Genomic DNA, 18345 nt, shown 5'->3' on the forward strand with positions numbered 1-18345 from the left:
CAAGTTATTCGGCTTCTCAAGAGCCACCGCGCCATGAGAATCCGCGCTTGATGCCAGTATCATCTACGCTTCGCCGAATTGACAGTGCGCATTTCTGAACTACTTCTTGCGTCCGACGCACTTGACAGGATGCAACGAAAGAATCGAGACGGGCTCATTCTCTTCGGCGCCAGACGGAGTGCTGGATCACAGGGCCACGCGAAATCGCGGCTCGCCGGCTCACTGTCCGTCCGGCGCTCACCACGATGCACAGGAGCACTACGGGGTCGAATCCGGCCCTGCCTCATAGCGGCTACGCAGGCATCTCGACGTTGCGTCCTGGGTCAGGTAGCGGAGCTGGGAACCACAGCTGACGCCGTCACATGGCTACCGAAGCTGCCGGAGCGATACATATAGCGGGAAGTTCTTGCCACTCGTGCTAATCGTCCTACTCCTGGCGCTTCGACCGGAGTCCCCCGATGTCGACAGCCGCTACTACTTCAGTTTCATTGCTGACCTTGCGAAACAAGCACAACGAATGATGCGGCTGATGCAAGCCTCTGGCTGGGGTAACGGCGTGCAATACGACCTGCGCATGCGACGCCTCACGGCTTCAAGATTCACCACAAAGCGTGCCACCGGGGCCACCGCGATAATCGAGACCAGCTCTTGCATACCGCTGTACACTTGCCTCAATGAGGCCACGTTGGTCCGCTTGTCCAAGACCGGCCGAGAGAACACCTACCGCGAATGGGCAAGTCCACACACCATTCTTACGGACAGAAATCGGAATTGCCTTACACGCCTCCTCTGCCGCCCGGCAATCGTCACCAGGAGCACCCATCAGCCACACCAGCGCGGATTCCTGCTGATCGCGCCATTTCGCGGCGAATCCCCACCTCTCTATTGAGGCCGTCGTGCTTGAACTAGCGGCAGAACCGGCGGCACGGCTGCCCCGGCAGTGATGTCGACAAAACCGGCTTCCGATAGTTCTGTCGTCAGTGCGTCAAGGCGTCGCCTTTCGATGCCCGACAGACCAAGAAGCAGGCGGTCGAGAGCCGGTCCCGCACTAGCGGCGTCGGGTTCAGTAACCCCAGGAGAGTGTGATGTTTGCCGCGGCAAGTGCACGGTCAGCAGCATCCCTCCGGGGCGCAAATTCGTGAATGCAGTGGAGAGTGCGTCAGCGCGACTCGCCTCTGGATAAAAGTTCTGCGGCCAGAAAACGAAGTCAAACGGCTCACTGTCCCGGTAATTCGCCGCATCGGCGGCCAAGAAGGTAACTCTGTCGTCGACTCCGACGGTCTGAGCCCGGGTTCGCGCAACGGTCAACACGTCGTCGGCGATGTCGATGCCAACAGCGCTCAGAGACGGGTAGAAGTACAGGAATGTAATAATTCCGCCGGCCACCCCGCATCCGAGATCGAGGAAACGACCGCCGCGAGTGAAGGCCTCATGCAGGGCCTGGTCGGATCGAACGCTGGCGACGAGGGCTTCTCGGCCGAACTCAGTTCGAGGATCCGCCGTCGCATTGGCGGCCAGCGCTACCCGCGAGGCGCTGTCAATACTCCAGTACGATGAGTGAGCGCTGTCCAACGCGTTACCCAAGATCGACGCTCTGACCGGTGCGGCGGTCAGACGGTCGAGAACGCGCTGATCGAGACCACGGTCGAGAAGCGGCGCATAAACTTCGCTGATTATTACTTGGTCGTCAACGCCGCGGCGCAATACCCCGAGGTACTGCAGTGCAAGGCAGGCGTTGTCCACAATGCCGGTCGGCAGTCCGGTCACCTTTGCCAACTCGTCGACGGTCGTCGGCTTCCGGCAGTACTGAAGAAAGTTTGACCTAATGGCTCCTTGCAACAGCCCTGCCAGCTCGACTTGAGCACTGAGCTCATTCACTGCCTTCAAGGTCAGCTTCCAGTCATTCTCGTTCATCCTCAACCCCCGGGGCTCTGGTGGGTTCTCCGCTGCTCTCGCATCCGGAAGGCGCCTTTGTGACGTAAGTCGAGCAGGCCTGTGATGCGGAAAGAACCGACAGTGTGCTCAAGATCCGGATGGACGTTACAGGCCACGCGCCTGGCAGCCGTCAGCACAAAGAATGATGATGGCGTACAACTTAAGTTGTGAGGGCTTCCGGGTTTCCGGTGTCAATGCCGACGCGGTGAGCGTCCGCCGGCCGGGAAGCAGCCGTCTTGGCCGCGAGCTGGCCATTGCAGTCGTGGGCCTCGAGCGCTCGCACATGGCGGACGACTGGAACATGATCAACAGTGCTTGCTGCTGCGCGGCAGACCTACAGCGCAGAGGTCGTGACGATCCCGTCAATGAGCACGCCAAGCGCCCAGGACAAGCGCTCGGGGCCAGTACCGGAGAAAATCTCTGATCGGGCACGGTCGATGTTTGGATAATCTTCGCTACTGGCTTCTTCCACCAACCACATCAAAGCAAGCTGTTCACCATCGGCCTCGACCGACTCGCCGCGTGTTCCCTGCTCGGCGGCGGTAGCCGTGCCATGTTGCAACAACAGATTCACGCCCCAAGCGGCCTGACGCTGCGGTACCCCACCAGCGTTGAGAAGGCCAAGCAAAGTGTCGATCAGGCGCAAGTAATTCGGCCCGGAGGGGCGCAGCGTCAGCACCGAACGGGCCAAGCTGGGATGCTGGAACAGCAGCACCGTGTAAGCAGTCATGATGTCGATCAAGCCGTCGCGCCAACGGGCGACGGGACCGGTGTGAGGTAGAGCAATATCGGCCAACAGCTCATCCAGCAACGCCGCGTGCAGTTCCGCCATGTTCTGCACATAGACATACAAGGATGCTGGGCCGGTATCGAGTTCAGCCGCCAGCCGGCGCATGGTCAAGCGTTCGAGACCCTCTTCGCGCATGATCCGCAAAGCCGCCGTCACGACTACCTCACGGCTCAAGGGAGACTTTGCGGGTCGGTCACGGCGACTGACAGGAACGCGACGGGGGCTCATATCACGATCGTAGCGAACATGTTCTTCGTGCGCAAAGACCATGACAGGCCGCACAAACGGCATAACCCGCTGCTTCGGCCAAGCCGGTAGCCGGATGGATGCTGAGCATCTCGCAACGCCCTGCACCTGGCAGCGTCAGCCCTGCACGAGCAGGCCGTAAGGCCACAATTATCGCGCCTGACTGGCGTCACGGTGGGGTCGGCGCAACAAGCCGATCACGTTTGACTTCTCGCTGATCCGCCGCCGAGGTTGTCAGCCTCTGCTTTCAAGGCCGTTTCCACCAGGATGGCCAACGCCTCCGCGCTCCGGTCCACTCCCAATGACGGACCGGCCTTGCCAGACGCCGCGACCTGTTCCGGACTGAACGGAACGTGAACAAAGCCACCACGTACGCCTGGAAACTTCGTGGCCAGCACATGCATCAACCCATAGAAGACCTGGTTGCACCCAACCGCGCCGGCGTTGTTGGAAACCGACGCCGGGACACCCGCCGAGCGGATCGCCGCCACGCATTCTTCAACCGGCAACGTCGCGAAATACGCTGCTGGACCGCCGGGAACAACTGGGACGCCCACCGGCTGCGCACCCACGTTATCCGGGATGCCAGCGTCGATGAGATTGATGGCTACGCGCTCCGGCGTCACCTCCGACCGGCTACCGGCCTGACCGACGCACACGACAAGCGATGGCCGGTGCTCCTCGATTGCGCCCCACAGCGCAGGCAGCGACGCCGCGTACTCGCACGGCAACTCGACCGCTACTGCATCGTCTCGCTGCGCGGCCAACAACGATGCTGCCCGCCACGACGGATTCACCGGCCCACCGCCGAACGGCGCGAAACCCGTGACCAATACCGTAGCCATAGATTTTTTCCAGTATTCTTCATTGGTAACAAGGATCAGCGCGGCGGCCCGGGTGAACGCGTGCGAATACAGCGAGTTTTTCCGGCACCTTCCTGCCAAGCGCGAGGTGCTCTTCGACGGGGGAACCATCGGATACGTTCTCGTCGAAGCAATCACCCAGGCGCCCCCGGAGGCCGGGCCGCTGGAGGCGGTAGCGACTGCCCTGGACGCGTTCGGCCGAACCGACTTCGCTGACGAGCGCCGCGAGTTCAGCAGCCGACGCCAAGCTGTACCAGCAGCCAATCCGGATTTCTCAGAACGCGAAGCTATCAAGAGAAACGACCTCACCGCTTCGATGATCGACGCCCTCGACCACCCGCGGTGCGCCGACCTTTACCGCGCTCGTAGCCGCAAGGGTGGGAACTCTCGTCTGGGAGATCGCGTACGACCGGTGGATCGAGGCGAAAAATGACGAAGGGTTTGGCTCGCTGGCTCCGGCAGGTGCTCACTGAAGTACGCGCTGCCTGGAGCTTGTGTCAGAACCTCGTGGCGACGACGTCATTGCCAGCGAGCAAGTAGCCGTCTGCGGCATCGATTCAGCAGACCACGTCAGCGGTTGGAGGGTCACGCGTCGCGGCGGCGAAGTAGCCAAGCGCCGAAAAGCAGCGCCGTCAAGCTCTCGGCGAGCATCCATGAAAAACCCAGCCAGGGGGAAAGCTGGCCCGGCTCGGGTATAACCTCGGTGATGCGCCTTCCTGCATTAACGGTGAAATGACTTGAGACTGCGTGGCCCCAGCCGCCCGGCAGCGCTGTCACCAGTGGCGGCAGCACAAACAGCAGCCCGAAGGCCGCAGTGATCGACCCCGCCGTGTGCCGGATCAGCGTACCCAGCGCGAGCCCGAGCAACCCACCGGCCAGCACAATCAGTCCGGCCCCTGACACCGCCCTCAACACTGCCGGGTTGTCCAGGCTGGTTGCCATGTCACGGGGCCAGAAGGCCATCGCCACGAAGAACGAGACGAACGCCGAGACTGTGCCGGCCACCCAGGCTATGAACCCGAGGACCAGACTCTTGGCGAGCAGCACAAGCAGCCGGTTGGGCACCGCGACGAAGGTCGATCTGACCCCGCCTGTCGAGTACTCGCTGGAGATCGTCAATGCGCCCAGCACCGCCAAAGCGAGCTGCCCGAACAGGACACTTGCCATGGCATGGCTGGTGACATCGAGCGAGGCCCTCTCGCCCGGCGACATATAGGGAAGGCCGCTCGACTCGCTCCCGGCATTGACAGCGGCAAACCCGATCGTCAGGACGAACGAGATGAGCAGCATCCACCAGGTCGAGCGCAGCGATCGAAGCTTGGTCCACTCGGAGCGGACCACCCGCGGCAGCGTCGCACCGCCGGCCTGGCGAGACGGCGCACGAGGGGCGGGGTTGGTTGTCAAGGTAGTCACTGCGTGCTCCCTGCGGTGGCCTCAGTGGATTGGTACTCGACCGACTCTTTGGTCATCTCCATGAACGCCTGTTCGAGGGAGGATCGCTCAATGCAAAGCTCGTGCACGGTCAGCCGGCTGGCGGCGGCTAGGTCGCCCACTGCGTCGGTGCTCGTGCCCAGCACCTCAAGATGCCCGTCGACCTCGGTGGCCTCGAGCCCGGCTGTGCGCAGCGCGCGGATCAGCTCGTCGGCTTGCGGCGAGCGGACCTTGACCCGACCAGCCGAATTGGCCGCGATGAAATCCTTGGTGCTCATGTCGGCCAGCAGCTTGCCCAGCCCGATCACGATCAGATGCTCGGCTGTGTTTTCCATCTCGCTCATCAGATGGCTGGAGACGAAGACGGTGCGGCCCTCGGCGGCCAGACCTTGCATGAACCGGCGGATCCAGAGGATGCCCTCCGGGTCGAGACCGTTCACCGGCTCATCGAAGATGAGAATCTCCGGATCGCCAAGCATCGCCGCCGCGATGCCCAGCCGCTGCGACATGCCCAGCGAGAAACCCTTGATCCGGCGACCGGCCGTCTCGGTCATACCGGTTATCGCCAGCACCTCGGCAACTCGGCGCTCAGGCAGGCCGTTGGACTGCACGAGCGCGGTCAAGTGTGCGCGGGCGGTGCGGCCGCCGTGCACGTCCTTGGCATCGAGCAGGGCGCCGACCAGTTGCATCGGCGCGTGGACAGTCGCGTATGGCTTCCCATTGATCAGCGCCTCGCCCGAGGTCGGGCGGTCCAGGCCCAAAATCATGCGCATCGTTGTCGATTTTCCGGCGCCGTTCGGCCCTAGGAAGCCGGTAACGATTCCGGGACGTACCGTAAAGGATAAATCTTTCACGGCGAACTTCTCACCGTAGCGTTTCGTAAGGTTTCTGGCCTCGATCATGTACAAGACCTCTCGTAGGGATCAAGCGGGTCTTCGGAACTGCCGCCGGCTCTTGTCACATCGTCGCGGCATGCGCAAAATTCGGAAATGATGAAATACCATCATGCGCGGATACCCATCGCGAATTGCTCGCTTCCATAATAGTTTTTCAAGTGCCGTGAAACTGTCGGCTAAAGTATTACTTCTGCGGCATGGCCTTACGACTAAAGTCGAACAAGCCCGCAGGTCCAGTTCTGCCACCCGGACTTTCTGAGCGAGCCTCTTCTCCATCTATGGCGCGCCTTCGATGACAGCTTCGGCAAGAGTGCCGGCTGAAGCCTGCTGGGTGTCCCCGGCTGCCGCCGGCCGGCTGTCGCCGTCCATGCCTTCCCCTTCACCGGCTCGCTCTGCCTCTCAGCGATGGTTGAGCGTGGCTATCGGGCGCCGGACGAGAGGGTTGCCGGAGACGACGCATCCGCGGCAGCACGGCCGCGAAGGGGGACCTCCTTGACACCGAGAGCGGCGGCCAGGCTGACAGCGGCCGTGACTGCGACGGCGGCGAAGATCATCCGGGTGCTGGTAGCGACGCCGGCATCAAGTTGCGCTGCGACCCGCCCTGCGGCGTGGGCGGCATACATGGTGCCGAAGACGGCTACCGCGATGGACCCACCCAGCGTCCGCAGCAGGGTAACGACGCCCGAGGCGGCACCGATGTCGCGTTGCTCGACGCTGTTCTGGGCGATGGTGGTGGTCATCTGCTGGGTCAGGCCCGACCCGATACCCATGAAGCTCATGAAGAGCGCGGTCACGTACGACGGGGTGTTGACCGTCATGGTCGCCAGCAGAACGGCCCCGACAATCGTCGAGATTGCGCCGATGATCGGGAAGACTTTGTAGCGCCCGGTCCGGGTCATCGTCCGACCGGCGATGTGCGACACGAGTACAACCGGAATCATCATCGGCAGCAGGAGCAGACCAGACGCACTCGCGGAGGCGCCTTGCACAGTCTGCTGAAACAGCGGCAGGTAGAGCACACAGGCGAACATCACGGCACCGGAAGTGAAGCCGAGGATTGAAGCCATCGTGAAGCTGCGGGAGGCGAAGACGCCGAGCGGTACCAGCGGTTCGGCGGCGCGGCGCTGCCGCCACACGAACGCAGCGCCCGCCAGCACAGTCAAAGCCGCCAGCGCGAAACTGGCCGCCGAAATCCAAGCGATCTCAGAGCCTCCCCACGTGGTCAGCAGGACCAGCGCCGCGATCGCCACAGCCAGCAAGACGGCGCCCGCCCAATCGACACGAGCACGCCGGTGCACGACGGGAAGATTCAGCAAAAGCCCGACCCACACCAAGGTGACCGCGCCGAGTGGCAAGTTGATCAAAAACGCCCACCGCCAGCCGAGTCCATCGGTGATGAACCCGCCGACCAGCGGTCCTCCGATGGTTCCCGCCGCTACGACGATCGCGGTCAGCCCTTGGTACCTCCCCCGCTCCCGCGGCGGCACGAGATCACCGATGACGGCGAATGCTCCCACCGCCAGGCCGCCCGCTCCGATGCCCTGCACGGCCCGGGCAGCGATCAGCAGGACCATTGTCGGTGCCACAGCGGCCAGCACGCTACCGCCGATGAAGACCGCAACAGCCGATTGGAACATGCGTTTGCGGCCGAACAGATCGCCGAGCTTGCCCCACACCGGCGTTGTCACCGCAGTGGTCAACGCATACGCGGTGACCACCCAGGACAGCAAGCTCGCACCACCCAGGTCGTGAACGATCGTCGGCATCGCGGTGCCAACTATGAAGCCGTCAAGCATCGACAACAACAGACCGAACATCAGACCGAGCACGGCCAGGCGCACATGCTTGGTCTCGCCACCACTCGGAACAACGGCATTACTCATGGCACCCTCTTCTTCTGACGTGACGAACGCGTTCGTCATATCGTACGGTCGTGACGAACATGTTCGCAACGAACGTCGTTGGTGCAGTTGGGTTGCCAATCGACCTCAACGACAGCGCAGTTTGCAGCCGGCGGCGTATGGCATCCAACCGAGCGTCTTGATCTCGCTTGGGCGCAGGGCGCGGGCATTGCTTCGCCGTCGTACCTCGTCATCGACCTCCTCAGCGCTGCGGAGGGAACGCCAGCCCCGCGGGAGGGTTCCGACGGTTCTTGCATCAAGCGAACGTGTTCGCTACGATCGCGTTATGGCAGCTCGTCATGTGCCCGTAAGGCGACGTGACCGTGCAGCGAAGCCGATGCTGAGCCCTGAGGGTTTCGAAGCGGCGGGCTGCGGGACGAGAGACTGGAGCGGGCGACGATGCGCCGCTTTGGTGATCGAACTCGACACCGGTCCCGCATCACTGCACGTCTATGAGACGCAGGAGAACTTCACGCAGCCGTCTCAGCTCGGCGGTAACCGGCGATCGACGCACCTTACATCTGCTCGGTAGGGCGCCAGCCAGGTTGCCGTACGGTTGCCATATCCGAGATGAACGTGTTCGTGGCGAACGCGCTCACTAGCGTGGGCTGGAGCCACACCATCTATGGGAGGACGTCATGACTGATTCAGTCACCATCGTGGGCGCCGGACTGGGCGGGCTGACGCTTGCCCGTGTCCTGCACGTTCGGGGAATCCCCGCCACGATCTACGAACTCGATGCTTCCCCGCAAGCGCGAACACAGGGCGGGATGCTCGACATTCACGACTACAACGGGCAACTGGCAATCAAGGCTGCCGGGCTGAACGAGGAGTTTCGCAGCCTCATCCTGCCTGGCGGCGAAGCAATGCGAATCCTCGACAAGCACGGAACAGCCCTGATGGAAGAGCAGGACGACGGCGACGGCACCCGCCCGGAAGTCGACCGCGGAGATCTGCGCCGTATGTTGCTCAACTCCCTGCCCGGGGACACAATCCGTTGGGGGATGAAGGTGACCAGCGCCCGCTCCATGGGCAATGGGGAGTACGAACTCTGCTTCGCCGATGGTTCCACGCGCACCACGCAGCTACTGGTCGGCGCAGACGGCGCATGGTCGCGCATCAGGCCCCTGGTGTCGAAGGCTTCGCCGCAGTATGCCGGGGTGTCCTTCGTCGAACTCGATCTGTTCGAGGCCGACGACCGCCATCCCCGCAGCGCAGAAGTAGTCGGCGGCGGGATTCTGTTTGCGCTTGACGACAACCGGGGTTTCATTGCGCACCGCGAGACCGACGGCAGCCTGCACGTCTACATCGGTTTGAAGACCGGCCAGCAGTGGGTTTCCACCATCGACCGCAGTGACAACGACAAGGCGAAAGCTACGCTCCTCGCCGAGTTCCCCGGCTGGGCAAGCGAACTGCGCGCTCTGGTGAGCGAGGCTGACAGCCCCCTGGTGCCCCGTCCCATCAACGTGCTGCCCGTCGACCACCGCTGGGAGCGTGTTCCCGGGGTTACATTGCTGGGCGACGCCGCGCATGTCATGTCTCCGTTCGCCGGCGAAGGCGCCAACCTCGCGATGTTTGACGGCGCCGAACTCGGTGAGGCCATCGCCGCGCATCCCGGCGATGTCGAAGCCGCCTTGAGCGCCTACGAGCGGAATCTGTTTCCCCGCAGCGCTGATGCCGCAGCAGAGGCCGCCAAGAATCTGGAGCTGTGCTTCAGCGACAGCGGCTCGCGGCGCCTGGCCGACCAGTTCGCTTCATACGCACAGTGAACAACTCCCAGCCCGCCGAAGGACCAATATGATGACCGGCTCCCCGACCACAACGGTGATGCAGCCGCAGCCCGGCCTGGATGTCACCCTGCGCGAGGCCGGCCACGGTGCCCCCGTGCTTGTTCTGCACGGGGGCGCGGGGCCTGACAGCATCGACTCTGTTGTGACCCACATAGCCGCCAACCACCGGGCGCTAGCTCCCATCCATCCTGGTTTCGGCGACACCAAACGTCCAGAAACCCTCAACAGCGCCGGCGATCTGGCACACACCTACCTCAACCTGCTTGACCACATCAAGGCCTGCGACACGACCGTGATCGGCTCATCCTTCGGCGGATGGGTGGCCACCGAGATGGCGCTCGCAGACGACCATCACCGCATCAAGAAACTCGTACTCATCGACGCCATCGGCCCGCAAATTCCCGGCCATGACATCACCACGCCCAAGCCGAACCCGGCCGGTGCGACGGCACAGCAACAACCACGGCGCGGTCCTTCGCCAGCAGCACTCGCCGCACTTCGCGCCTACACCGGCGACGGCATGCAGGACACCACCCTGCTGCAGCGTGCCACCCGCATCACGATCCCCACCCTGCTGCTCTGGGGTGAGAACGACCCCATCGTTACTCCCGACTTCGGCCGCGCCTATGCCAGGGCCTTTCCTGACGGCCGTTTCACACTCATCCCCGGCGCCGGCCACCTTCCGATGCGTGAAGCGCCGGAACTGACCTACGCTGCGCTCGACGGCTTCCTCAACGACCCGCGGGAAGGTCATGCATGATCACAACCGCCGTCATCTCCGGCGGCACCCGGCCAAGCCGCCGCGGTGAAGCCGTCGCGCACCGGGTACTCGGCCACGCCCGGCAGCGCGCCGACGCCACCTTCGATCTCCTGGATCTGGCCGACTCCTGACACCCTGGCCGGTGTCCCCGCCGATCATTCCTCTGTTCGACCCGTCTGACACGTAGGAAAAACCTATTCATTGTCGCCGCAGGACGGGTGCCGGCCGCGATGGACATACTCCAAGATAATTGGTCTCGAGACGGATCCCTCTCCTCCTCAAGTACCGATCTTCATCCCCCAGGTACTGAGGTGAAGCAGGGACCGCCGTGCTTTGCCGGCAACCTCGCGCCCCAGCGCCTGTCCAGGTCGCGGCATAACCGATGCAGACGGACACAAGGCTGGCTTGAAACCCTTGCTACGTAGCCTTCCTGAGCTGCGCAAAGTTTACTAAAACCGTCAGACAGTGGCGTTCAGCCCCGGGAATTCGTTTCTCGACCCGCAATGCAAGAGTCAGCGCTTGTCCGGCTCCGCGCCGGGCGATCATGGTTGTGTGACCGTGCCATCATCTCGGCATGCTGAACGAAGATATGGTGTTGTCCTACCTGGCCATGACGGCTGTCTGGAAAATTCTGCTGGTCAGTGCCGTGGCCGCGGCGGCACTCGGACGCCGGCTGGCGGCACGTTACAACTCCCCCACGATGATCGCGGTTCTGTTCATTCTTGCCGTCGGCTGCGTCATGGCCCTCACGGCGCCACCTGGTACGAGCCTTCCCGCCAGCGAAGTAATCGACTGGTATACACACGGAGAGGCTTACCGCGACCTTTTGACATCGCACACCATGCCGCAAGACAAGGCAAACATCATAATGTTCTTACCCATCGGATTCTTGGGTTGCCTTTTGACCCGTCGCATCTTCCGCACAATCTTCTTCGGCGCGGGCTTCAGCCTCGCCATTGAGGTGTGGCAGACATTCATGGGCCGCAGCGGCGACATCATGGACCTTCGCAACAACACCATCGGCGCCATCATCGGTAGCATCGCCGCCATCATCATTCTCCAGATGCGCCGTAAACAGAAACTGGACTCGACCGCCTCCACCCGGGATCCCTCAAGCGCTGCGACCAGTCCAGCGAGAAGTACTGCCTGTTCACCGCCGGCGACCCGGTGAGGAACTATGTAGGGACTGCTGAACGCTGCGGCAGGTGACGCCGTCGAGATCGTCGCAGTCTGCGGGCGGCGCTTCGACCTGACCACTGCCCGCCGCAGCATGGGACAACGGCAGCGATGAAGACTTCCGATCGGGCGCCGCTGCACGCCGGAGGCACAGCAAGCGTGGAGACGGGACGGGGCTGCTCGCACAGTCGTGATGGTCGGTGCCGTCGTGGCGCGCCTCTCGGCCGCCGTGGATCACGCTGCCGCGGCTCTGCCCGGCCGGCTCATTCACGCCCTACCTACAACCTTAGTCGCGGCGGGTGGTCTCACAATCAGCAGAAGTGCCGATGAGATCTCATTGACGCGTCATTAGGATTGCCTTATGAGCAGTTGGAAAACGCACATCGCTGGACCGATGGCGGCTTTATTGGCAACAGTGACATCAACCGCCGTCCCTGCGACGTCCGCCATGGCGTTGTCGGGAGGTGAGAAGGTTTCGCAGCGGGATGCTCCGGATTGGTACGCCACAATAGTATTTCCTGATCCAGAAGCGCCACTTCCCATTGTCCTATGTGGCGGAGCCCTGGTGAGCCCTGTGGTGGTCGTCACGGCTGCTCATTGCCTGGACAAACACGACCCGAATCTTCTGCAGGTCAGAGTCGGAACATCATCATTGTCTCGGGACCCTGGCGATATCGTAGAAATTCGCGGGTTCAGCACCCACCCAGGTTATAGCTTGATCCCCTCTCCCGTTGCCCCAGAAGACCCTCAAAGCGCAGCCGCGAAGAACGACGTGGCCATCGTTGAGCTGAAAACTGCGGTGATTGACGTTCGCCCGCTCTCGATCGCGACCGAACCACCGGCGCCCGGCTCTTCGGTCATGACCTACGGCCACGGCGTGACCTCTCCCCCTGCATACACAAGCGATGCATTGCGCAGGGGGAAGCTCGACGTCATTGAGGATCGGACCTGTAGAAGCAGGTTTCGCGGCGCCTTTGACGGTCCCAGTGTCTTATGCGCCGAGTCCCCGACAACCATGATCTGCTCCGGCGACAGCGGGTCTCCTCTTATCAAGAACACAAATCGGGGCCCGAGGCTTGTTGGAGTCACCAGTTTCGCCGGCGAAGTTGTCGGAAGAGACTGCGGCAACGGCTATGCCAACGGCTTCGCCGATGCAGTGCATTTGCGCCGATGGCTTACCTCGCCGGCGCACGTGCTCGCCCCTTGGACAAAGGGCCGGCCGAAGCTGATAGGCGACGCTCGCGTCGGATCTTTCATGACCTGCGCCTTGCCCAAGTGGGACATCAAACCCACGAAGGTTACCTACGGTTGGGCTGGAGATGATGAAATTCTTCATGAGAAAGGACCCAGCGTCAGAGTTACTCCTCGAACGGCAGGACGTTTTTTCAACTGCTACATCGAGGCCTCCAACGGTGGAGGAACGATTCGAGTTCAGCGAGAGTTTGCCGAAGAACAAGCTCAATCTCGCTGACACGTGAGGAGTACACCTTCAAAATGCACACCGTCTACGGCGAACCGGTCAGTGTCGATGCGGTGATTGGCACGGCTATGCCGTGGTGGATGGTAGCGACCACAGTGCTGGCCCGGCCTTCGGCCAGATCCGCCTGATCGCGCCCCTGTTCGAGGACCCGGCCGGTGCTCCTCACCGGCCTCCCAGCCATGGACGATCAACCAGGGTGGCAAAACCGACCGAAGTCTCCTGCCTCGAACAGCCTTCTTCTCGGTGTTGCTGCAAGATATCTCGCGTTAAGATGGGTGGGTGACCCAGGAGACAGGGACGACGCGACCAGGAGGGCGCACCGCGCGTACCCGTGAAGCGGTCCATGCCGCAGTCCGTGAGCTCATCACCGAACGAGGCGCGAGCGCGGTCACGATTCCGCTGGTAGCGGATTGTTCGGGCATACACCAGGCGACGATCTATCGACGGTGGCGTACGCCGGAGGCATTGCTTCTTGATCTTGCGGCTGAGGAGCTTGCCGAGCAGTCCCCCGTCCCCGCAACGGGCGACTTGGCCGCCGACCTGACGACCTATACCTGCCGCCTGGCAACCGAACTCGCCCAGCCAGGCAACCTGGGCTTCTTCCAAACCATCGTGGCGGCGTCAACGGCCGGCGGCACCGGATCAGCGCAGGAATTTACCGCGCCCCGCCTCGCCCAGTTCCAACTCATGCTCGACGCCGCCGGCGTCACCGAACTCAACACCCTGGACGTCTTCGAACTTGTTCTCGCGCCCGTACTGATGTGGGGTCTGCTGTCGGCGCTACCCAAAAACGAGACGGTGCCGATCGATGACCCGGACATCCGGCGAATCGTGGCAAACGTCATGGCGGTACTGCGCGATCGCCGCCGCTGAGGGTGAGCACCCGACGCCGGGTATGCTCGCCGGCGCCTTCCCACTCGTATGGCTGGCGCCTCAGCGATCGCGCCGCCCCTTTCGCATCCACCCAGCCGTCCTCCGTCGCCGCCGACTCCGTGTCTTGCTCTTGACAGGGGTGGCTTTCGAGGTCATCGGCAGGTAGTGGGTGAGACGTGGATGCCGCCTCAGGGCGCAAGGGCCCGCTCGACACTCTCGCGCAACAGGGCCCGGCGACGGTCATGATCGGTGGCCGGGTCGTCGAGGGTGGCGGCGTAGAAACCCGACGCCGGTGACCAGGCGCAGGCCATCGCGAGGACCAGCGCGAACAGTTCGTTCGGGTCGCCGTCGCGGATGTGGCCCGCCGCCTGGGCCCGAGCGATCGCGGTGAACTTCGGCTCGTGTTCGGGGTTGTCGGTCAGGTAACCACCGGGACGCCGTTCGAGGCGCAGCCAGGCGGTCAGCCGGATCAGGTCGGGGCGGTGCAGGTTCTCGTCGTAGACGGCCACGGCGAATCCGGCCAAGTCGGTGGCATCGAAGCCGATCGTGCTGAGCAAGCGGTCGGCGCGGTCGGCCACCACCGCGTCGAACAGTCCGTCCTTGCTGCCGAAATAGCTGTAGAGCTGGGCCTTGTTGGTCTGCGCAGCGGCGATGATGCGGTCGACCCGGGCGCCAGCGATGCCGCGGGCCGCGAACTCCTCGGCAGCCGCTTCGAGGATGCGCCTGCTGGTGGCGGCACCCTTCAGCGATGTGGGCAGGGCTGGCATGCCTCCAACCCTAGCAGACAGACGGGTTGGTTTGTTTTTCCGCCGGGCAGGAGCTACGGTCAAGCGCAGACCGAATAGTCTGTCTCGAAGGGACGGCAATGCACACTACACAGGCATGGCAAAGCAACGGCACCTCGACGGCGTTGGAGAAGACGACCATCGAGCGCCGCGACCCGCGCAACGACGACATCACCATTCGCATCGACTACTGCGGTGTTTGCCACAGTGACCTACACGCCATCCATGGGTCGACCGGCAAGCCCACCGAAGGGCTCGTGCCTGGCCACGAGTTCACCGGCATCGTCACAGCCGTCGGTTCTGCAGTGACCCGCTTCGTGCCCGGCGACCGCGTGGCCGCCGGCACCATCGTCGACTCCTGCGGTGAATGCGCCATGTGCCAGGGCGGCCAGGAGAACTTCTGTTACGAGGTGGCCACCTACACCTACGGCGGCAAGGACCGCGTCGACGGCTCGGTCACCAAAGGTGGGTACAGCAGGGAGTATGTGCTGCGGGACAAGTTCGCATACCACCTGCCCGCCGCCCTCGATCCAGCTGCCGCAGCACCGCTCATGTGTGCCGGCATCACCATGTGGGAGCCGATGCGCACCGCCGGAGTCGGGGCGGGTAGCAAGGTGGCGGTCGCGGGTCTCGGCGGGCTCGGGCACCTGGGCGTGAAGCTAGCCGCTGCGCTGGGGGCCGAGGTCACGGTGTTGAGCCGCACGCCCGGCAAGGCCGACGACGCGGCCCGCCTCGGCGCCACCGATCTGGTGGTCACCACCGATGAGCAGCAGCTCAAGCAGGCGTCCGGCCGCTTCGACCTGATCCTGGACACGATCGCCGCGCCGCACGACCTCACGCAGCTGTTGCGCCTGCTCGCGTTCGAAGGCACTCTCAGCGTGCTTGGCCTGCCGCTGCCGACCGAGGTGCCGCTCATGGAGCTGACCTTCGGACGCAAGAACCTGAGCTCGTCGGGCACCGGCGGCACCCGGCTCACAGCGGAGCTGTTGACATTCTGCGCGGAGCACGACATCACCGCCGACATCGAGCTGCTGCCGTCGACGCAGGTCGAGGAGGCGCTCGGCCGGCTCGAAAAGGGTGATGTGCGCTACCGATTCGTGCTCGACCTGGCCGATCTCGACTAGTTCGGCTCGGTGACGTCGGCCCAGATGGCCTGCAACGCCGCTACCGCCTCGTCAGCGGCAACCTGAAGGCCGATGCCGCGCTCGCCGGCGCCGAGGTTGATCGTGCGGCCCTGCAGGCGCTCGTCGGCGATCACTGGCCAGGCTCGCAGGGAACCGAAGGGGGTGATGGTGCCGCGTTCGTACCCAGTGACGTCCTTGGCGACGGACGCGCTGGGCATGGACAGGCGGTTGGCACCGAGCAGGGTGCGCAGCTTGGGCCAGGAGATCTGCCGGTCGCCGGGAACGAGGACGAACAGGTAGTGGTCGTCGCTGCGACGCACGACCAGGGTCTTGACCAGGTCGCGGACCTCGACGCCCTGGGCCTCGGCGGCTTGCTCGACGCTGGCCACCGCACCGTGCCTGATGACCCGGTGGTCGATGCCGAGCAAGGAGACTGCGGTAAGGGCTGCGGACACAAGATCACAGTAACGCGGCGCAATAATGAGCAGCACAAGAGCGAAGCCGGAGGAGGAACCACAATGACAGAGAAGCCTCGTCTGGAGCCAGGTCCGGACCACCCCATCACCGTGACCCCGACCAACCAACGGGTCGTTGTCACCGTCGCCGGCAAGGTTGTCGCCGACTCGACCGATGCGCTGACGCTGCAGGAGTCGTCATACCCGGCGGTGCAGTACATCCCGATGAGCGACGTCGACACGTCGTTGCTGCAGCGCAGCGACACCGAGTCGTACTGCCCGTACAAGGGTGACGCCAGCTACTACTCGATCACCGCCGGCGCTGATCGCGCGGTGGACGCGATCTGGGTCTATGAGCAGCCCCGCAAAGCGGTAGCCGCGATCAAGGACTACGTAGCGTTCTACCCGGACCGGGTCGACGAGATCAGGGTTGGCGGCTGACCGGAATTTCCCAGGGGTGGCGCGGCACCGGCACCGGCTCGCCGGGCGCCACCCCCACCGGAGCCGACGAGGGCTGCGCGCGTCCTACCGGAGCCGGCGCGCTCTCCTCGCCCCAAGCGGGCGCGGTCGGCGCGGTGGGCGTTACCAGAACGGAGGGCGCGAGCGAGCCAGCAGACGCGTCGGACTCGGCAGACGGGTCAAGTGCGGCATCGGCCCGAACAGGCGCCGGCCTCTCAGCCGAGTGAGGTGAGGCCCAAGCAGGCGCCCCGGCCGCGGGCGAAGCGTTCGACGCCCACCGGTCAGTCGCCCGCGCACCCTGCGCCCTGATCAGATCAGCCAGAGCATCCGGATCCATCGACTGCGGCTCGGCCCACAACGGCTCAACCTGCGGAGGACTCCATGTCAGCTCAGCCACCGGTGTTGCCGGGCCGGCCGTCAGGGCCAGGACGCCAGGTCGAGGGGGTGGGGTCCAGACCGGCGGGGCTCCCCACCAGATGAAGCGGCGGTTGGCGGAGGTGGTGACCTTGGTCCAGACCGGGCGGACCGTGGCCAGGATCTCCTCCTGGATGCGGGCGGTGTCATCGGCGGCCGGGGCGGTGGCGAGGACCACGGCAGCCACCACGGTGACCAGGGCGGCGCCACCGGCAGCGTACTCCCAGCCGGGGCGGACCGTATCGCCCAGCAGGGTCAGGGCTACGGCTGAGGGTGCGGTGACTTCGGCGATCCATAGCACCGCGGTAACCGGGCCGACCTGGCCTTTCTGCAGCGCGTGGGCGTACAGCAGCATGCCGGAGATGCCGAACATCACCAGGGCCCAGGTCAGGGGTTCGGTGAGCACGGCCACGATCATCGAGCCGGCGCCGCCCGAGCTGGGTATCGGCAGCGCTCGGCCCGTCACAGCAGCGCCGCCCAGCGACAGGCCGGCGATTGCTGCGACGATGCCGGGGGTTGCTGTGCGCGCTGCGGTTATGCCGAGCGCTACGAGCAGCACCGCTGCTAAGCAGAAGCCGATGCGCAGGTCAGTGGTTGCCGGCACGTTCTCCTGCGGACCGGCCGACATGGCGAGCACGGTGAGCGCCGCGATGGAGATGCCCACGGCTGCCGCGTCACGGCGGCGCAGGTGGGACTGGAGGAAGATCCGGGCGCCGAGGACCGTGAGCGCCAGCGATCCGGCCAGGACCGATTCGACCAGGTACACCGCCAGCGTGCCCAGGGCGACCATGGAGCCGACCCAGGCCGCGATATCCAGGCCCGCCCCCAACAGGTACAACGGGTGGCCGAGAGTGTGGACCGTGTCGACGGTGCGGCGGGCGCCCACTGCTTGCAGGATCGAGGCGGCGGCGTACGCGAAAGCTCCGAAGATGGTGATGGCCAGGGCGATCGAGGCGGCGGAGTTCAT

At 64.1% G+C, this 18345-nt stretch carries 18 protein-coding genes and 1 pseudogene; 10 read left to right on the top strand and 9 right to left on the bottom strand.

The genetic code is table 11. The annotated features are described in order from the left end of the window. Positions 1-882 precede the first annotated feature (882 nt). From TFC3_RS15910 to pcp, 3 genes are all read right to left on the bottom strand, one after another. Positions 883-1914, bottom strand: a complete 1032-nt coding sequence (locus TFC3_RS15910) for a cyclopropane-fatty-acyl-phospholipid synthase family protein (protein WP_067500439.1) — start codon at positions 1912-1914, stop codon at positions 883-885. A 355-nt stretch (positions 1915-2269) separates the two neighbouring features. Beyond that, complete coding sequence (locus tag TFC3_RS15915; protein ID WP_236718148.1) at positions 2270-2881, bottom strand: TetR/AcrR family transcriptional regulator; 612 nt, start codon at positions 2879-2881, stop codon at positions 2270-2272. A gap of 287 nt (positions 2882-3168) precedes the next feature. Further along, on the bottom strand, positions 3169-3816 hold the full coding sequence (gene pcp, locus TFC3_RS15920) for a pyroglutamyl-peptidase I (RefSeq protein ID WP_067500441.1): 648 nt from the start codon (positions 3814-3816) through the stop codon (positions 3169-3171). Here pcp and TFC3_RS15925 point away from each other — a divergent pair. Further along, entirely contained in the window at positions 3797-4267 is a 471-nt protein-coding gene (locus tag TFC3_RS15925) for a hypothetical protein (protein WP_153040252.1), read from the top strand. The two genes, pcp and TFC3_RS15925, sit on opposite strands and share 20 nt — an antisense overlap. Before the next feature lie 152 nt (positions 4268-4419). Here TFC3_RS15925 and TFC3_RS15930 read toward each other — a convergent pair whose 3' ends face one another. From TFC3_RS15930 to TFC3_RS15940, 3 genes are all read right to left on the bottom strand, one after another. After that, entirely contained in the window at positions 4420-5247 is an 828-nt protein-coding gene (locus tag TFC3_RS15930) for an ABC transporter permease subunit (protein WP_067500444.1), read from the bottom strand. Beyond that, on the bottom strand, positions 5244-6167 hold the full coding sequence (locus TFC3_RS15935) for an ABC transporter ATP-binding protein (RefSeq protein ID WP_067500446.1): 924 nt from the start codon (positions 6165-6167) through the stop codon (positions 5244-5246). The genes TFC3_RS15930 and TFC3_RS15935 overlap by 4 nt, the downstream gene beginning before the upstream one ends. A gap of 413 nt (positions 6168-6580) precedes the next feature. Continuing rightward, positions 6581-8044: an MDR family MFS transporter gene (locus tag TFC3_RS15940; protein WP_153040253.1), complete on the bottom strand. Its 1464-nt coding sequence runs from the start codon at positions 8042-8044 to the stop codon at positions 6581-6583. 656 nt (positions 8045-8700) lie between these two features. Here TFC3_RS15940 and TFC3_RS15945 point away from each other — a divergent pair. From TFC3_RS15945 to TFC3_RS39340, 7 genes and pseudogenes are all read left to right on the top strand, one after another. Beyond that, positions 8701-9831 carry an NAD(P)/FAD-dependent oxidoreductase gene (locus tag TFC3_RS15945; RefSeq protein ID WP_067500450.1) on the top strand — a complete coding sequence of 377 codons (1131 nt, stop codon included), beginning with the start codon at positions 8701-8703 and terminating at the stop codon, positions 9829-9831. Between the two features lie 31 nt (positions 9832-9862). Continuing rightward, complete coding sequence (locus tag TFC3_RS15950) at positions 9863-10612, top strand: alpha/beta fold hydrolase (RefSeq protein WP_201787170.1); 750 nt, start codon at positions 9863-9865, stop codon at positions 10610-10612. Next, positions 10609-10743: an NAD(P)H-dependent oxidoreductase gene (locus TFC3_RS40015; RefSeq protein ID WP_161952601.1), complete on the top strand. Its 135-nt coding sequence runs from the start codon at positions 10609-10611 to the stop codon at positions 10741-10743. Before TFC3_RS15950 ends, TFC3_RS40015 begins: the two co-directional genes overlap by 4 nt. Before the next feature lie 443 nt (positions 10744-11186). After that, positions 11187-11783 carry a VanZ family protein gene (locus TFC3_RS15955; RefSeq protein WP_067500452.1) on the top strand — a complete coding sequence of 199 codons (597 nt, stop codon included), beginning with the start codon at positions 11187-11189 and terminating at the stop codon, positions 11781-11783. A gap of 453 nt (positions 11784-12236) precedes the next feature. Further along, on the top strand, positions 12237-13259 hold the full coding sequence (locus TFC3_RS35890) for a trypsin-like serine protease (protein ID WP_236718402.1): 1023 nt from the start codon (positions 12237-12239) through the stop codon (positions 13257-13259). A gap of 288 nt (positions 13260-13547) precedes the next feature. Then, positions 13548-13733: pseudogene (locus TFC3_RS40475) on the top strand (TetR family transcriptional regulator); the annotation flags it as partial. A 63-nt stretch (positions 13734-13796) separates the two neighbouring features. Beyond that, positions 13797-14141: a hypothetical protein gene (locus tag TFC3_RS39340; RefSeq protein WP_067500453.1), complete on the top strand. Its 345-nt coding sequence runs from the start codon at positions 13797-13799 to the stop codon at positions 14139-14141. 188 nt (positions 14142-14329) lie between these two features. Here TFC3_RS39340 and TFC3_RS15965 read toward each other — a convergent pair whose 3' ends face one another. Beyond that, complete coding sequence (locus TFC3_RS15965; protein WP_067500455.1) at positions 14330-14908, bottom strand: TetR family transcriptional regulator; 579 nt, start codon at positions 14906-14908, stop codon at positions 14330-14332. A gap of 98 nt (positions 14909-15006) precedes the next feature. On the opposite strand from TFC3_RS15965, the gene TFC3_RS15970 reads away from it, so the two are divergent. Further along, positions 15007-16050: an NAD(P)-dependent alcohol dehydrogenase gene (locus tag TFC3_RS15970; protein WP_067500457.1), complete on the top strand. Its 1044-nt coding sequence runs from the start codon at positions 15007-15009 to the stop codon at positions 16048-16050. Here the strand turns inward: TFC3_RS15970 and TFC3_RS15975 are convergent. After that, the gene (locus TFC3_RS15975; RefSeq protein ID WP_067500460.1) at positions 16047-16505 is read right to left on the bottom strand and encodes an aminoacyl-tRNA deacylase; all 459 of its coding nucleotides are present in this window, start codon (positions 16503-16505) and stop codon (positions 16047-16049) included. The genes TFC3_RS15970 and TFC3_RS15975 overlap by 4 nt on opposite strands. Positions 16506-16568: 63 nt before the next feature. Between TFC3_RS15975 and TFC3_RS15980 the strand changes: the two genes are divergently transcribed. Continuing rightward, positions 16569-16946 carry a DUF427 domain-containing protein gene (locus TFC3_RS15980; protein WP_067500462.1) on the top strand — a complete coding sequence of 126 codons (378 nt, stop codon included), beginning with the start codon at positions 16569-16571 and terminating at the stop codon, positions 16944-16946. Here TFC3_RS15980 and TFC3_RS15985 read toward each other — a convergent pair. Continuing rightward, positions 16930-18345: a hypothetical protein gene (locus TFC3_RS15985; RefSeq protein WP_201787171.1), complete on the bottom strand. Its 1416-nt coding sequence runs from the start codon at positions 18343-18345 to the stop codon at positions 16930-16932. The genes TFC3_RS15980 and TFC3_RS15985 overlap by 17 nt on opposite strands.

This window comes from Actinoplanes sp. TFC3 (assembly GCF_001553785.1).
In the GTDB taxonomy this organism is placed as follows: domain Bacteria; phylum Actinomycetota; class Actinomycetes; order Mycobacteriales; family Micromonosporaceae; genus Actinoplanes.

Excerpts from the sequence above, each read along its gene's own strand:
- TFC3_RS15910 (WP_067500439.1), bottom strand. The coding sequence starts at position 1,914 with ATGAACGAGAATGACTGGAAGCTGACCTTGAAGGCAGTGAATGAGCTC.
- pcp (WP_067500441.1), bottom strand. The coding sequence starts at position 3,816 with ATGGCTACGGTATTGGTCACGGGTTTCGCGCCGTTCGGCGGTGGGCCG.
- TFC3_RS15935 (WP_067500446.1), bottom strand. The coding sequence starts at position 6,167 with ATGATCGAGGCCAGAAACCTTACGAAACGCTACGGTGAGAAGTTCGCC.
- TFC3_RS15940 (WP_153040253.1), bottom strand. The coding sequence starts at position 8,044 with ATGAGTAATGCCGTTGTTCCGAGTGGTGGCGAGACCAAGCATGTGCGC.
- TFC3_RS15945 (WP_067500450.1), top strand. The coding sequence starts at position 8,701 with ATGACTGATTCAGTCACCATCGTGGGCGCCGGACTGGGCGGGCTGACG.
- TFC3_RS15950 (WP_201787170.1), top strand. The coding sequence starts at position 9,863 with ATGACCGGCTCCCCGACCACAACGGTGATGCAGCCGCAGCCCGGCCTG.
- TFC3_RS40015 (WP_161952601.1), top strand. The coding sequence starts at position 10,609 with ATGATCACAACCGCCGTCATCTCCGGCGGCACCCGGCCAAGCCGCCGC.
- TFC3_RS15955 (WP_067500452.1), top strand. The coding sequence starts at position 11,187 with ATGCTGAACGAAGATATGGTGTTGTCCTACCTGGCCATGACGGCTGTC.
- TFC3_RS35890 (WP_236718402.1), top strand. The coding sequence starts at position 12,237 with ATGGCGTTGTCGGGAGGTGAGAAGGTTTCGCAGCGGGATGCTCCGGAT.
- TFC3_RS15965 (WP_067500455.1), bottom strand. The coding sequence starts at position 14,908 with ATGCCAGCCCTGCCCACATCGCTGAAGGGTGCCGCCACCAGCAGGCGC.
- TFC3_RS15970 (WP_067500457.1), top strand. The coding sequence starts at position 15,007 with ATGCACACTACACAGGCATGGCAAAGCAACGGCACCTCGACGGCGTTG.
- TFC3_RS15980 (WP_067500462.1), top strand. The coding sequence starts at position 16,569 with ATGACAGAGAAGCCTCGTCTGGAGCCAGGTCCGGACCACCCCATCACC.
- TFC3_RS15985 (WP_201787171.1), bottom strand. The coding sequence starts at position 18,345 with ATGAACTCCGCCGCCTCGATCGCCCTGGCCATCACCATCTTCGGAGCT.